The 13,943-nt window shown below is 72.3% G+C and carries 13 protein-coding genes; 6 read left to right on the forward strand and 7 right to left on the reverse strand.

Features of this window, described 5'->3' with window-relative positions; genetic code table 11:
- Positions 1 to 30: 30 nt before the first annotated feature.
- A complete protein-coding gene (locus tag HHX41_RS33455) occupies positions 31 to 570 on the reverse strand; it encodes a TetR/AcrR family transcriptional regulator (protein WP_182909138.1) in 540 nt (179 codons plus the stop codon).
- Between the two features lie 108 nt (positions 571 to 678).
- Between HHX41_RS33455 and HHX41_RS33460 the strand changes: the two genes are divergently transcribed.
- Positions 679 to 2,931: an MMPL family transporter gene (locus tag HHX41_RS33460; RefSeq protein WP_182909139.1), complete on the forward strand. Its 2,253-nt coding sequence runs from the start codon at positions 679 to 681 to the stop codon at positions 2,929 to 2,931.
- 31 nt (positions 2,932 to 2,962) lie between these two features.
- On the opposite strand, the gene HHX41_RS33465 is transcribed toward HHX41_RS33460, so the two are convergent.
- From HHX41_RS33465 to HHX41_RS42465, 4 genes are all read right to left on the reverse strand, one after another.
- Positions 2,963 to 4,288: a cellulose binding domain-containing protein gene (locus tag HHX41_RS33465; protein ID WP_182909140.1), complete on the reverse strand. Its 1,326-nt coding sequence runs from the start codon at positions 4,286 to 4,288 to the stop codon at positions 2,963 to 2,965.
- Between the two features lie 251 nt (positions 4,289 to 4,539).
- Positions 4,540 to 6,753 carry a serine/threonine-protein kinase gene (locus HHX41_RS33470; RefSeq protein WP_182909141.1) on the reverse strand — a complete coding sequence of 738 codons (2,214 nt, stop codon included), beginning with the start codon at positions 6,751 to 6,753 and terminating at the stop codon, positions 4,540 to 4,542.
- A gap of 71 nt (positions 6,754 to 6,824) precedes the next feature.
- The gene (locus HHX41_RS39910) at positions 6,825 to 7,049 is read right to left on the reverse strand and encodes a hypothetical protein (protein ID WP_220504648.1); all 225 of its coding nucleotides are present in this window, start codon (positions 7,047 to 7,049) and stop codon (positions 6,825 to 6,827) included.
- Positions 7,046 to 7,366 (reverse strand): amidohydrolase family protein, encoded by a 321-nt coding sequence (locus tag HHX41_RS42465; protein WP_396795561.1) that lies wholly within the window; start codon positions 7,364 to 7,366, stop codon positions 7,046 to 7,048. The genes HHX41_RS39910 and HHX41_RS42465 overlap by 4 nt, the downstream gene beginning before the upstream one ends.
- Here HHX41_RS42465 and HHX41_RS33480 point away from each other — a divergent pair.
- Positions 7,275 to 7,931 (forward strand): ThuA domain-containing protein, encoded by a 657-nt coding sequence (locus HHX41_RS33480; RefSeq protein ID WP_169979648.1) that lies wholly within the window; start codon positions 7,275 to 7,277, stop codon positions 7,929 to 7,931. The genes HHX41_RS42465 and HHX41_RS33480 overlap by 92 nt on opposite strands.
- A gap of 11 nt (positions 7,932 to 7,942) precedes the next feature.
- On the opposite strand, the gene HHX41_RS41290 is transcribed toward HHX41_RS33480, so the two are convergent.
- On the reverse strand, positions 7,943 to 8,884 hold the full coding sequence (locus tag HHX41_RS41290; RefSeq protein ID WP_182909142.1) for an SIS domain-containing protein: 942 nt from the start codon (positions 8,882 to 8,884) through the stop codon (positions 7,943 to 7,945).
- A 53-nt stretch (positions 8,885 to 8,937) separates the two neighbouring features.
- On the reverse strand, positions 8,938 to 10,026 hold the full coding sequence (locus tag HHX41_RS41295) for an aminoglycoside phosphotransferase (RefSeq protein WP_182909143.1): 1,089 nt from the start codon (positions 10,024 to 10,026) through the stop codon (positions 8,938 to 8,940).
- A gap of 124 nt (positions 10,027 to 10,150) precedes the next feature.
- Here HHX41_RS41295 and HHX41_RS33495 point away from each other — a divergent pair, with 124 nt between their 5' ends.
- Genes HHX41_RS33495 through HHX41_RS33510 form a run of 4 tightly spaced genes read left to right on the forward strand, consistent with a single transcriptional unit; the run spans position 10,151 to position 13,923 of the window.
- Complete coding sequence (locus HHX41_RS33495; protein WP_169979643.1) at positions 10,151 to 11,248, forward strand: spermidine/putrescine ABC transporter substrate-binding protein; 1,098 nt, start codon at positions 10,151 to 10,153, stop codon at positions 11,246 to 11,248.
- Positions 11,245 to 12,111: an ABC transporter permease gene (locus tag HHX41_RS33500; protein ID WP_259401499.1), complete on the forward strand. Its 867-nt coding sequence runs from the start codon at positions 11,245 to 11,247 to the stop codon at positions 12,109 to 12,111. Before HHX41_RS33495 ends, HHX41_RS33500 begins: the two co-directional genes overlap by 4 nt.
- Positions 12,104 to 12,877 (forward strand): ABC transporter permease, encoded by a 774-nt coding sequence (locus tag HHX41_RS33505; protein WP_182897671.1) that lies wholly within the window; start codon positions 12,104 to 12,106, stop codon positions 12,875 to 12,877. Before HHX41_RS33500 ends, HHX41_RS33505 begins: the two co-directional genes overlap by 8 nt.
- Positions 12,874 to 13,923 carry an ABC transporter ATP-binding protein gene (locus HHX41_RS33510; RefSeq protein WP_182909144.1) on the forward strand — a complete coding sequence of 350 codons (1,050 nt, stop codon included), beginning with the start codon at positions 12,874 to 12,876 and terminating at the stop codon, positions 13,921 to 13,923. The genes HHX41_RS33505 and HHX41_RS33510 overlap by 4 nt, the downstream gene beginning before the upstream one ends.
- Positions 13,924 to 13,943: the final 20 nt, after the last annotated feature.

Consider the following 13,943-nt stretch of genomic DNA (forward strand, 5'->3'; position numbering starts at 1 on the left):
TCCGCAAGTGATCGCAAGGGGATCGATATATCAAGATTCGAACACGGCGACGGCGGCGGCGGTCAGTCTCTCCTCGACCACCTCCGCGGGCACGTCCATCGTTTTCACCACCCCGGACTGCACCGCACCGAGGGCGGCCCAGGCGCGTACGCGCGTGCTCGGGGAGGGGTCCGGCCCGGCCAGGCGGGCGAACAGCTCCCGGCCGAACTCCCTGATCGCCTCGCCGGGCGATCCGGGAGGGGCGCTGTCGGCGCCGCCGATGTCCTCGGTGAGCAGCCGGACCACCGCGCGGTGCCGTACGGCGAACGCGGTGAACGCCCGCAGGAACTCCCGGTGCCCGGGGAACCGGGCGCCGAGCAGCGTGAGCAGGTCGTCGGCCGCCGGGGCGATGATCTCGGCCGCCAGCCTGTCCTTGGGATGGAAGTGGTAGGCGACCGCCGTCTTGGTCAGACCGACCGCCGCCGCGATGTCGGCGAGCGACACGGCGGCGTACCCGCGTTCGGCGAACAGGTCGCGGGCCGCGGCCAGGATCCGGGACCGGGTCGCGTTCCCCTGGTCGAGTGTGGTCATCGTCTCATTTTCCGGCGTGCCGCTCGCCCGCCGACAAGTTCCGTTTACCCTTGTTTTGTACGGCCGTACAGGACGGCCGTCAGGACATGCTACCCGGGACGGACGACGATGAGCGGGCTTCTGGGGCGGCTCGGCGGATGGTGCGCGCGCCACGGCTGGATCGTGCTGACGCTGTGGGTGCTGGCGGCGGGACTGCTCACGGCGGGCACGCTGGTGTGGGGCCGGCCGGTGAACAACGACGTCGCGATCCCCGGCACGGACGCGCAGCGGGCGCACGAACTCATGCACGAGGGCTTCGGCCCGGGATTCGACCCGGGCGGGACAGTGCAGCTCGTTCTCTACACGGCGAACGGCACACTGATCGACAAGTCCCGCAAACAGGCCGTCGAGGAGTCGATGGACGCCCTGCGGCGCGCGCCGCACGTCACCCAGGTGGAGACGCCGTACCGGATCGGCGGCATGTCGTCCAACCTGCGGATCGGCATGATCACCGTACGGCTGAAGGGGCAGGACACCACCAAGATCGCGCAGACCTCCGAGCAGCTCGTCGCCGCCGCCGCGCCGGCTGCGCGGGCGGGCATCGAGGTCGTCCCGTCCGACAGCTCCACTCCCGCCGACAAGCAGATCAAGACCGGCGCCAGCGAGGTCGCGGGCGTGGTCGTCGCGCTGCTGGTGCTGCTGTTCGCCTTCGGGACGTTGGTCGCCGCGCTCGTGCCGATCTTCACCGCGCTGATCAGCATCGGCGTGGGGCTCGGCGTGATCGCGCTGCTCGGGCACGTCGTGGACGTGCCCTCGACGGCGTCGATCCTGGCCACGATGATCGGCCTCGGCGTCGGCATCGACTACGCGTTGTTCCTGCTGTCGCGGCACCGGTCGCTGCTGGCCGCCGGCGTGCCGGTGCGGGAGGCGGTGCGGCGCACCGTGGCCTCCTCGGGCGGGGCCGTGCTGTTCGCCGGCGGCACGGTCGTGATCGCGCTGAGCGCGCTGATGCTCACCGGCTTCCCGCTGCTGCGCACGCTCGGCTGGATCACCGGCGTCTCGGTCGTGTGCGCCGTGCTCACGTCGATCACGCTGGTGCCGGCGCTGCTCGGCATCCTGGGGCACCGGATCAACGCGCTGCGGTTGCCGTTCTCCGGGCGCACCGCCCGCCGCGACGGCCCGGCCACGGGCTGGGCCAAGCTGGGCGCCTGGGTGGCGCGCCGTCCCTGGCGGGTGCTCGCCGTCACCGTGGTCGTGCTGGCGGCGCTGGCCGCCCCGGCCGCCACGATCAAGCTCGGTCCGCTCGACAACGGGTACGGCGACAAGGGCACCTCCGCCCGCCGGGCGTACGAGCTGATCGAGGCGGGCTTCGGCCCGGGGGCCAACGGCGGGCTCGTCGTCGTGGCCGAACTGGACCAGAAGATCGCCGACTCGACGCCGCCCGACCCGGTCGTGCAGGTGCTGCGGCAGCGGGTCGAGCACACCGAGGGCGTCGCGTTCGTCGCCCCGCCGAAGGTCAACGAGGACGGCCGCTCGGTGCTCATCCAGGCCGTGCCCGACTACGCGCCGAGCGACCCGCGGGCCCTCGACGTGGTGAAGCGGGTGCGGGCCATCGAGGTGCCCGGGGCGCACGTCCACGTCGGCGGCGAGGTGGCCGGGCTGGCGGACGCGGGCGACCGCATCATGGGCAGGACGCCGCTGGTCGTCGGCATCGTCGTGCTGCTCAGCGCCCTGCTCCTGCTGCTGGCCTTCCGCGCGCCCCTGGTCGCGGTCAAGGCGGCGGTGATGAACCTCGTCTCGCTCGGCGCAGCCTTCGGCGCCCTCGCCGTGGTGTTCTCCCACGGCCTGGGCAGCCGCCTGGTCGGCATGGACCCCCCGCCCTCGGCCGACGGGTCCTACCTCGCCACGCTGTTCTTCTCGGTGCCCATCGACACGTACGTGCCGCTCATCCTGTTCGCCGTGCTGTTCGGCCTGTCGATGGACTACGAGGTCTTCCTGCTCACCTCCGTACGGCAGGCCTACGCCCGCAGCGGGGACAACCGGAGCGCGGTGGCCGAGGGACTGGGGTCGACCGGCCGCGTCATCACCTCGGCCGCGCTGATCATGGTGGCGGTGTTCACCGCCTTCATCGCCTACCCCGACCCGTTGGTCAAGGTGTTCGGCGTCGGGCTGGCCGTGGCCATCACCGTCGACGCGACCCTGATCCGGGGCTTCCTCGTGCCCGCCACGATGGTGCTGCTCGGCAGGCTCAACTGGTGGATCCCGCGGTGGCTCGACCGGATCCTGCCGAACCTGTCCATCGAGGGCCATGAGGAGGACGGCGAGCCGGCCGGGCCGGCGGAGCCCGAACTCGTCGGCGCGGGCCGGCACGCTCGTCCCTGACGCGCTCATTCGCACGGCACCGGTGTCCGGGTCAGAAGTTCTTGCTCCGGACCGTCCAGGGGGCTCTGGCCGCCAGACCCGAGGGGCCGAGGATGTACGCGCGTGCCGTGGCGTTGCCGTTGAGGGTCATGTCCAGGAACTGGACCACCGCGGTCATGCCGTCGGTCATCTGGCTGCCGGTGATGAACCCGACGTGACCGGCCTGCGGATGCTCGGCCAGCACCGCCGGCACCTGGGTGAGGTCGTAGTTGGCCCGGGTGTTGTCGTAGGCGATGTCGGAGGGCCCGCCGTCCAGGAACATCACCGGGGTGTGCAGCTTGGACAGTTCCGCGCGTGAGTATCCGAACGAACCGTCGGCGAACAGCCCGCTGTCCAGCGAGACGACGCTCTTGACCCGCCGGTCCTGGCCGGCGATCAGCGCCTCCAGCCCGCCGCAGGAGTGCCCGGCCGTGGCGACCCTGGACAGGTCGATGCGCTGGTAGAGCGGCGAGCCGGCGCGGGCGTTCTCCCGCTCGGCCCAGCTGATCCCGTCGGTCAGCAGCGACGGGATCGGGGACCCGCTCTGCACGCCGTTCGGCGAGCCGTCGACCGACGCGGTGTCGACCACGACGAACCCGCGGGCGGCGACGAACGTCAGCGCCTGGACGACCTCGCTCCCGTTGGTGTGTGCGCAGGCCCCGTTGCCGAAGACCAGCACGGGCATGGGACGCCCCACGGCCGCGGGGTTCGACGGCCGGAACACGGTGTAGCGGTTGGTGCCGTACGCCCCCTCCCTGGTGACCGGGAAGTTGTTCTCGATGGCCGGCCTGCTCGGCGGGGTGGGACTGGCACTCGGCGAGGCGCTGGGACTGGGACTGGGACTGGGACTGGGGGAGGCGCTGGCACTGGCACTGGCGCTGGGGCTCGGCGTGGGGCTGGGGCTGGGAGAGGTGACGCCGCCGGTGCAGGTCACGCCGTTCAGGGCGAAGCTGGACGGGACCGGGTTGGAGCCGTTCCAGCTGCCGTTGAACCCGAATTCCGTGCTGCCTCCGGTGGGGATGCCGCCGTTGTAGGAGAGGTTGGTCACCGTGACCTGGGAGCCGGACTGGGTGTGGGTGCCGTTCCACAGCTGGGTGATGGTCTGCCCGGCGGGGAACGACCAGGTCAGCTTCCAGCCGTTGATCGGGTCACCGAGGTTGCGGACGCTGACGCTCGCGCCGAAGCCGCCTTGCCACTGGCTGGTGACCGTGTAGCCGACCTGGCACCCGGCCGCGGCCGCCGACGCGGCGTGCGTCGCGGCCACCCCGGCGCCGGCCGTCAGCAGCACGGCGGCGGCCGACAGCGTCAACCGCCGGCGAAAAGAGCTCTCAATACGCACGGGCTTCTCCCGAGTCTCCCGAGTATTCGCGTTAGCGCTAACAATCAAGGGTGCCGATGTACGCGGACATCGCTTCTGTCGCTGTCGGGAGTCAAACCGGCACGCAATGACGCGTCAACGGCACGAGGGTGTCCGCCGTTCTGACAGCACGATGGGAAACCCCTGGTGAACAGGCGCTTCGAAAAGCATGCGAAAGACTGTCGGTCGGGACGGCGGTGAATCTTTCACGCCACCCGCCCGTCATGCGCGGGTCAGTCGACCACCGGAGGAGGCGGGCTGTCCTGCGGATCGGGACTCTGCCGCCCCGGCTCCCGCGGCCCGGGGTCCCCCGGCACCGGGCTCCTCGGCGGATCAGGAGTCGTGGGTGTATCGCTCCTTGGCGGATCGGGTGACTTGGGTGGGTCGGGCGTCTTGGGCGGGGTGGGGCTCTCGTTCCCCTGACCCGAGGGGGACTCCTGCGGCCGCGGGCACCGGGGGCCGCCGACCCCCACCTCGGCCTGGCGCGGCCCGCCGGGATAGGCCGGATCGGTCGTGACGCGCACCCCGAACAGGGCCCTCTTCCCGCATTCCACGGGCCCGAGGCCGGCGGCCACCGTGAAGGAGTAGGACGTGCGGCCCGAGAGCGTACGGGTGTCGGCCGCTGTCGAGCGGCCGTCGCGCGTGAAGACGGTGGAGACCCTGACCGGGCCCCTGCCCGTGGTCCGCACCGTCACGGCCGCCGCCCTGCCGTCCCAGCGGTCGATCGCCACGTCCTCGACGGCGGGCGCCGGGCAGGGCGCCCCGGTGAGTCTCCGCGTCTGTGCGCGGGTGCCCCCGCGGGCGGCCGGGGCCGTGGACACCTCGACCCGACGAAAGACGGTGGTCCCGCAGGCCGGGGCGGGGAACGGCTGCTGCAGCCCGATGTGATAGGACGTCGCGCCCCGCAACCCGACCGTCTGCGCGGGCGCGGCGGTGAGCGCGTCCGGCGACGGCCCGGCCGCGAAACGTGCGGTGAGCAGGACCCGGGCCGTCGTGCTCGCCCGTACGTCGACCGTGACCGCCTGGCCGTCGAACGCCGCGATGCCGAGGTCCGTGACCCGCGCCGGCGCCGGCGACGCGGTCGCGCCCAGGTGCGAGGGGGTGGCGCTCGGCCCCGAAGAGTCCGGCGGCCCCGAAGAGCCCGGCGGGACGGAGTGGCTCGGCGGGACGGCCGGCCCGGTGGACACGGACGACACCGGCGTGCCGGACAGGTCGGGCGGCGTCGTCCCGGCGTTGTCGTCCGGCCCCGCATCGCTCTCCGCGGTCTCGCCCGGTGTCGTCTCGTCCGGTGCCGTTTCCCCCGATGCCGTCTCGTCGGGTGCGGTCTCGGCTGTGACCGGCGGGACCGCTTCCGTGGAGTCCGTGGCCGGGGGCAGCGCCGCCGGAGCGCTCCGCGGCGGCGGGGTGAGCAGGGTGTCCTGCGCCACCGGGGTTTGCCGGTTGGCCGCGACCACCGCCGCGATCACGGCGGCCGACAGAACGGCGGCGCCGATGGCGAAACGGGGCGCGAAGCGCGTGAGCCGCTCCGACAGCACGGTCTGGGCGAGCGAGGTGGACGCCTCGACCGGCTCGGCCGGAGCGGCCAGGGGGAACGTCAGCGCCAGCAGCGTCGCCAGCTCGGCCAGATGGCGGCGGCCGCGCTGCTCCCAGTCGGGCCCGTACGCGGCGGTCGCGGCGGTCTCCAGATCGGCGATGAACGCCCGCGCGGTGGGCGGCCGGTCCGCCGGGTTCTTGGCCATGCCGCGCGCGACCAGGCCCCGCACCGAGCCCGGCACGTCCGCCGCCGGGACGGGAGCGCTGCGGTGCAGCATGCGCAGCGCCGTCAGATCGCCGGCCCGGTAGGGCCGCCGCCCGGTGAGGCACTCGTAGAACACGCAGGTGGCCGCGTACACGTCGGCCGAGGGGCCGGCGAGCCCGCCGTACCACTGCTCCGGAGCCATGTAGGGCGGGGTGCCCGCGGGCGCGTCCGGCGAGCCGCTCGGCGTCGCGATGCCGAAGTCCGACAACTTGCTGGTCCCGTCGGCCTGGATCAGCACGTTCTCCGGCTTGTAGTCACGGTGGACGATGCCCGCGGCGTGCGCCGCCGACAGGCCCGCGAGCGAGCCCTTCAGCACGACCAGCGCCGCCTCCGGGCTGGTCGAGCCGTGCTCGGCGAGGATCCTGCGCAGTGAGACCCCGTCGACGAGCTCCATGACGATCGCCGCGCCGTCGGGCGCCTCGACGTACTCGTACAGGCGCACGACGTTGGGATCGTTCAGCTCGACCATGACCCGGGCCTCGTGCCGGAAGCCGGCGAGGAAGCGCCGGTCCCGCCGCAGTTCCTCGCGCAGGTACTTGATCGCCACGTAGGCGCCGGTGGTCACGTAGGTCGCCAGCACGACCCGTCCGGCGCCGCCGGCGCCGAGTTCGCGCACCTCCCGGTATCCCGGTACCGACCAGGCGTTCATGACGCCGCCCCCTCGGATAGCTTCGACTCAAGGTCTCACCCGAAAGGGCGATTGTCACCGGAGCAAAAAAGTCACCTTGCGGATGTAGTCCTGGCGTGCGCGGTGACGTGCCGGGCCGCGCGTACGGCGAGGTCGCGGGCGCGGTCCACGTCCACGCCCACGAGGCGGCCCCCGCGCTTGACGACGCGCCCGCCGACCAGCACCGTGTCCACGGCGGCGGTGCCGGCCGCCGTGACGGCCGCGGCCACCGGGTCGTGCACGGGCGCGAGGCCGGGGGCGCCGGCGTCCAGGATCACGATGTGGCCTGCTTGCCGGGGCGCAGCGAGCCGATCCTGCGGTTCATGCCCAGCGCGGCCGCGCCTTCGATCGTGGCCATGCGCAGCACGTCCGCCGCGGTGAGAGCGGGCCCGGCGGGGCGGGCGCGTCCGGCCGCGAACCCCGAGTGCCTCCGAAAACGGTGATGCGCACGGCGTCCTCCCCGACAGCGGTGTCTGGGCCCTTCACATCTATGGTGATTGCCTATGCCGCGCAACCTCATCCTGTCCGGGGGAGTAGCCCACGACTTCCCGGCCACCTCAGCCGCCCTCGCGGACGTGCTCGCTGAGATCGGCATCGAGTCGGAGATCACCGAGGACGTCGCCGGAGCCCTCGCCGCGCCCGCGCCGGTCGACCTGATCACGGTCAACGCGTTCCGATGGAGGATGGACGGCGACGACTTCGCGCAGGAGCGGGACCGCTGGCGTTTCGAGACGCCGGACTCCGTCAGGCGGACGCTGCTCGACCACCTCGGGAGGGGCGGCGGGCTGCTGGCCGTGCACACCGCCTCGCTCTGCTTCGACGACTGGCCGGAGTGGGCCGAGATCCTGGGCGGCGCCTGGAGGTGGGGCACGTCGTACCATCCGCCGATCGGCAGGGCGAAGGTCCGGCTCGGCGCCGGTCATCCGATCGTCGACGGCCTGGCCGGCTTCGAGGTGACCGACGAGGTCTACACCGACCTCGAGGTCCTCCCGGACGTGGAGCCGCTGGCGTACTCGGGAGACCAGCCCCTGCTGTGGGCGAGAACCGTGGCGGGCGGCAGGGTCGTGTACGACGCGCTCGGCCACGACACCCGGTCGTACGAGAACCCGGTGCGCCGCACACTGCTGCGGCGGGCGGCGCGGTGGCTCCTCGGGAGCTGACCTCCGGAGACCTACCGCCCCCAGAGCGTCGCGGCGACGAGTTCGGGCACCAGCGTCTCGGTGAGCAGGGCGACGTCCGGATCGTCGTCGTGGCGATAGCGCACCGCCGCCGCCTGCCCCTCGACCTCCCCGCCGACGGCCAGCACGCGCGACCCGCGCATGCGGATCCACTCCATCGCCTGCTCGTCGTAGCGCGACCCGGGGAACAGCACGGCCCGGTAGTCGCGGGTCTTGGTGAGATAGACGTCCACGTGCGCCCAGTCGCCCGTCTCGCACGCGTCCGCCTGGATGCGCGGTCCCTCACGGAACATCAGCGCCGACTGCTCGGCCGACGACAGCCGCTCGGCCGGCGCGATCGTGTAGACGCCGTGCGGCCCGTCGAGCAGCCCCACGGCGTCCGCCAGCCACTCACGCCGCCGATCCAGCAGGTCGGCGGTGGCCGCCGCGGCCCGCCGTACGAGGCCCGCCACGGCATCGGGGCCCTCGGCGAGCGTGAGCAGGAGGGCGAGCGTGTGCTGGAAGGTCCGGCAGGCGACGCCGCCCCGCTCCTCGCCGGCGAGCATCGGCACGACCAGGTCGGCGCCCTCGGTCACGGGGGAGCCGGGCCGGTTGGTCAGCGCCACGACGAACGACCTGCCCCGGTGACGGGCGAGGGCGTCGAGCGTCTCCCGGCTGCCGCCCGTCGCCGACACGACGACGGCGGCGGTGCGCGGGCCGGGCGGGGTGCCGAGCGCGGCGGAGGCGTACTCCGCGACGGCGTCCACTCCGGCCGCCCGCAGCCGTTGCGCCGCTACCCCCGCCGCGTAGCGCGAACTCCCCATGCCGAGGAACACGACGCGGTCGAACCGCCGCGTCAGCCCCTCGAACGGATCGCCGCCGTCCAGGAAGCCGGCCAGCGCCTCCAGTGCCTCTGGCTTCGCCTCCAGGTCGGCGAGAAACAGCCCCGCGTCCACGCGTCCATCCCCTCGTTTCGTAGTCAGGCGTTCCGTAGTCAGGCGTTTCGTTGTCAGGCGTACCAGGCCCGCAGCACGCCCATCGGCGCGTACCGCCAGCGCGGCAGGTGGCGGGCGGCGTAGATCAGTTCGCGGCACTCCTGCTCGACTTCGAACGGCCGCAGCAGCGACCGGTCGAGCAGGTCGGCGCGGCCGGCCCGCCCGAGCGTCCGGGCGTAGGCCGCCGTCAGCTCCCGGCGCGCCGCGGCGGCCCAGGCGGCCGTCGCGTCCGGGTCGGCGGACCTGCGTCTGACCGCCACCTGCCCCGCGTGGTCCACGCTTGTCGTGAGCTGCGCGAGGTCGCGGGCCGCGGGCTGGTAGGGGTCGGCGTCCGCCACGGTCGGGTTGCCGTCGAAGTCGACCACCGCGTAGCCGTCCCGCCAGCGCAGGATCTGTCCCACGTGCAGGTCGCCGTGGACGCGGATCAGCGGTGTGGCGGGGGTGCGGGCGAGGGGCTCCAGTTCGCGGCGCAGGGCCTCGGCCCGCCCCGCGAGCCATGCGCCGTCCGCGCCGTCCGTCAGAGCCAGGGCCTCACGCAGCGCCTCCTCGGCGCGGGCCCGCCACGCCCCCTCGCCGGGCGGCGACAGCCGTACGGGGTCGGGGAGGACCGCGGACGGGGTGGCCATCGCGAGGTGCAGTTCGGCGGCGAGGGCGCCGACCTCGGCGGCGAAGCCGGTGCGGCCGGCCTCGGCCTCGTCGACGCACCACTCCCAGCCGTCCCGCGCCTCGGGCAGGTACGCCGTCACCAGGGCGACCAGCGCGTCCTCCCAGTAGACCGCCGCGTACGGCGTGGCCGTACGGGCGAAGCCCGCCAGATGGGCGAGCAGCCCGGGCGCGGGGTGCGGGGCCCGCGACGGCCGGGGGAACCACTTGACGACCACGGTCTCGCCCGCGACGACCGAGTGGTTGGTCTGGTCCACCGTGATGGCCCGTTCGCCGGGGGGCACCGGCGGCAGCGGCCGCAGCGCCCGCACCGAGAAGGGCGGCGGAGCCGCTTCCCGCGCCAGGTCGCGCAGCACGCGCTCGGTGACCCCTTCGGCCGTCTCCAGCGTGAGGACGCCGTCAGGGCCCTCGATCACCCGGGGCCAGCGGGAGCCTTGCACTCGATCTCCTGAACGTGGGTTCAACGCGGCAACAAAAGGAGCAGGTAGACGTAACGGGAAAAGTCTTGTCTATGTTGATTCGTCCTGCAACACTGGCCGCCATCCTCACGCAAGGGAGCCCCCCATGACGCGCCGCGTGCCCCTCGTCGTGGCCTCTGCCTTTCTGGCGTCCGCCCTGACCGCCTGTGGCGGAGGCGCGGCGACCGACTCCGCGGGTGCGCCCGCGACCCTCGACGCCAAGGCGGACCTGTCCAAGCAGAGCCTGACGATCTCGATCTGGGACGGTTACAGCCCGAAGGATCTTCCGCAGCGGGTGAAGGCCACGCTCGGTTTCGACACCAAGGTCGCCATCCACGACACGAACGAGACGATCGTGGCCAAGCTGACCGCCGGAGGCGACAGCGGCATCGACGTGGCGTTCGTGTCCGGTCAGTACGCGCAGGCGCTCAACGCGCAGGGCCTGCTGGAGCCCATCCACCGTGAGCTGGTCCCGAACCTGAAGAACCTCTACCCCGAGGCGTCCCAGCTCGCCTACGACAAGGGGAACGTCTTCTCCGTCCCGTACACCTGGGGGACCACCGGGTTGTGTTACCGCAGCGACCTGGTGAAGACGCCGCCGACGAGCTGGAACGACCTGCTCAGCCCGGCCCCCGAGCTGAAGAAGAAGATCACCATGATGACCACCGAGCGGTGGCTGGCGCTTCCGGCGCTCAAGCTGCTCGGAGCCTCGGTCAACACCACCGACCAGGCCGCGCTCGACAAGGCCAAGGAGCTGCTGCTGAAGGTCAAGCCCGACCTGCTGGCCTACGACGACACCACGTTCGGCGACCGGCTCAAGTCCGGCGAGGCCGTGATGGCCGAGGCGTGGGACGGCTGGTGCCCGACGTCGGAGAAGAACATCAAGTTCGTGGTGCCGAAGGAGGGCAGCGACCTCTGGGCGGACACGATGGTGATCCTCAAGAGCTCCAAGAACAAGGAGGCGGCGCACGCCTTCGTCAACTACATCCTCGACCCCGAGAACCACGGCTGGGTGCCCGCCAACATCCTCTACAGGATCCCCAACAAGGCGGCCATGGACAAGGTCGACCCGGCACTGCTCAAGAGCTACCCGGCGCTGGCGGAGCCGCCGTCCGAGCTGCTCAAGGGTGAGAGCCTGATCGACCTCGGCGAGGCGTCCACCGCGTACACGCGCCTGTCCACCGAGGTCTCGGCGGCGCAATGACGGCCCGACAGCCCGCCCATGTCGTCGGCAAGGCGGCAGGCCGCCTCGCCACGATGGGGCCCGGGTTCGGCTTCCTGACCGTCTTCCTGCTGGTCCCGCTGGCGCTGGTGCTGAGCTACACCGTGTTCAGGCGGGGCCGGTTCGGGGGAGTGGTCTACGAGCCGACCGGGGAGAACTTCACCCGCCTCGCCGACCCGCTCTACCTCGACGTGGTGGTCGGGTCGGTGAAGCTCGCGGCGATCACGACGCTGCTCGCCCTGCTGCTCGGGTATCCGACGGCGTACATGATCGCGAGGCTGCCCGCCCGGTGGAAGGTCGTCGCCCTGGTGGCGGTCGTGCTGCCGTTCTGGACGAACTTCCTCATCCGTACGTACGCCTGGATCGTGCTGCTCAACTCCGAGGGGCCGGTGAACTCCGGGCTGAAGGCGCTCGGCCTGGGGCCGGTGGAGCTGCTCTACACGGACGGCGCCATCGTCGCCGGGCTGCTCTACGCCTATCTCCCGCTGATGATCCTCCCGCTGTACTCCGCCGTGGAGCGGCTGGACCCGCAACTGCGGGAGGCCTCGGCGAACCTGGGCGCACGGCCGGCCAGGACGTTCTGGTCGGTGACGCTCCCACTGTCGCTGCCCGGCGTGCTGACCGGATGCGTGTTCGTGTTCGTGCCGAGCCTGGGCAACTTCGTCATCCCTGAGCTGCTCGGCGGCGGACGCCGGATCATGGTCGGCAACCTCGTCCGCGACCAGTTCCTCAAGGCCCGCGACTGGCCGTTCGGGTCGGTGCTGGCGCTGGCCGTGATCGCCGTGCTCGTGTTGCTGCTGTTCGCCCAGGCGTGGGCCGCGCGGAGGGCGGGACGCGGTGCGTAGACACGGCTGGCTCCGGCTGCCCTTCTGGCTGACCTATCTGTTCCTGTACGCGCCGATCGTCGTGCTCGTCGTGATGTCGTTCAACCGGAACAAGTCGCCCTACTCGTGGGGCGGCTTCTCGCTCGACTGGTACGGCAGGCTGGCGGGCAACGCGTCGATCCGTACCGGGCTGCTGAACACGCTGATCGTCGCTCTCGGCTCGACGGCGCTGTCCACGGTGCTCGGCACGCTGCTCGCGGTCGGGCTGGCCCGCCACACGCGCTCGCGGCTGCTCGACGCGCTCTCGACGCTGCCCGCGATCCTTCCCGACCTCGTCATCGCGATCGGGCTGCTGGCGTTCTACTCCGCGATCAAGCTGACGCTCGGGCTGCACTCCGTGCTGATCGCGCACACCGTCTTCGGCATGGCCTTCGTCGCGGCCGTCGTCCGGGCCCGGCTGGGCGGCATGGACACGTCGCTGGAGGAGGCGTCCCGGGACCTCGGCGCGACCCCGCTGACCACGTTCGTCAAGGTCACCCTGCCCACGCTCGCCCCGGGTATCCTCGCGGGCGCGCTGCTCGCCTTCACGCTCTCCCTGGACGAGTTCGTGATCGCGTTCTTCACCGCGGCTCCGTCCGAGCCGACGCTGCCGATCGTCATCTACTCGATGGTGCGGTTCGGCGTGACCCCCGAGATCAACGCGCTGGCGACGCTGCTGCTCGCGGTGAGCTTCACCGTCGTGATCGTCGCGCAGCGCCTGACCAGACTGACCGAGGCCCTGCGATGACTCTCATATCCATCGACGGCGTCAGCCGCCGGTTCGGCGAGGTGACCGCGCTCGACTCGGTCGACCTCGACATCCGGCAGGGCGAGTTCTTCGCCCTGCTGGGACCGTCCGGCTGCGGCAAGACCACTCTGCTGCGGATCCTCGCCGGGTTCGAGCAGCCGGACACCGGCTCGGTGCGCCTCGACGGCGCCGACCTGCTCGCTATCCCCGCGCACCGCCGCCCGGTCAACCTCATGTTCCAGTCGTACGCCCTGTTCCCGCACATGAGCGTGGAGAAGAACGTGGCGTACGGCCTGGAACGGGAGCGGCTGCCCCGCGCGGAGATCCGGGAGCGGGTCGGCGCCGTGCTGGAGACCGTCGGCCTGACCGCGCAGGCCCGCCGCAGGCCGCACGAGCTGTCGGGCGGGCAACGCCAGCGCGTCGCCCTGGCCAGGGCCGTCGTCAAGCGTCCCCGGCTGCTGCTGCTCGACGAGCCGCTGAGCGCCCTGGACAAGCAGGTCCGCTCGGAGATGCAGCTCGAACTCAAGCGGCTGCAGCACGAGGTCGGCATCACCTTCGTCGTGGTCACCCACGACCAGGAGGAGGCCATGTCGCTCGCCGACCGGATCGCGGTGATGAACGGCGGCCGGGTCGAGCAGGTGGACGCCCCCGAGGACCTCTACGAACGGCCGCGCACGCCCTTCGTGGCCGGCTTCATCGGGGCCAACAACCTCTTCACCGGAAGGGTCACGGGCAAGGGCCTGGAGGTCGACGGGCTGGGTGTGCTCCCCGCGCCCGCGGGGAGCGAGCAGGGCGGGACGGCGATGCTCGCGGTGCGGCCGGAACGGATCCGCCTCGGCCCGGTCACGGCCGGCGAAGGGGTGCTGCGAGGCCGGGTCGTCGACGTCAGCTTCTACGGCGGCGTCTCCCACGTGGCGCTGAGCGTGCCCGGTCACGACCGCGCGGTGCTGGCGGCCACGCAGGGGCGGGCGAGGGTGGAGGCCGGCGCCGAGGTCGCCGTCTCCTGGGACGCCGACGACGCCGCCCTCGTGACGCCGCCCCTGTGAGCCGCCCCAGCCCACGGAGG

Origin of the sequence: Microbispora sp. H13382 (assembly GCF_014161445.1) — a bacterium.
Classification (GTDB): domain Bacteria; phylum Actinomycetota; class Actinomycetes; order Streptosporangiales; family Streptosporangiaceae; genus Microbispora.

Bases quoted from the DNA above. Each gene is read 5' to 3' on its own strand.
- HHX41_RS33455 (WP_182909138.1), bottom strand. From the start codon at position 570: ATGACCACACTCGACCAGGGGAACGCGACCCGGTCCCGGATCCTGGCC.
- HHX41_RS33460 (WP_182909139.1), top strand. From the start codon at position 679: ATGAGCGGGCTTCTGGGGCGGCTCGGCGGATGGTGCGCGCGCCACGGC.
- HHX41_RS33470 (WP_182909141.1), bottom strand. From the start codon at position 6,753: ATGAACGCCTGGTCGGTACCGGGATACCGGGAGGTGCGCGAACTCGGC.
- HHX41_RS33480 (WP_169979648.1), top strand. From the start codon at position 7,275: ATGCCGCGCAACCTCATCCTGTCCGGGGGAGTAGCCCACGACTTCCCG.
- HHX41_RS42465 (WP_396795561.1), bottom strand. From the start codon at position 7,366: ATGCCGATCTCAGCGAGCACGTCCGCGAGGGCGGCTGAGGTGGCCGGG.
- HHX41_RS33495 (WP_169979643.1), top strand. From the start codon at position 10,151: ATGACGCGCCGCGTGCCCCTCGTCGTGGCCTCTGCCTTTCTGGCGTCC.
- HHX41_RS33500 (WP_259401499.1), top strand. From the start codon at position 11,245: ATGACGGCCCGACAGCCCGCCCATGTCGTCGGCAAGGCGGCAGGCCGC.
- HHX41_RS33510 (WP_182909144.1), top strand. From the start codon at position 12,874: ATGACTCTCATATCCATCGACGGCGTCAGCCGCCGGTTCGGCGAGGTG.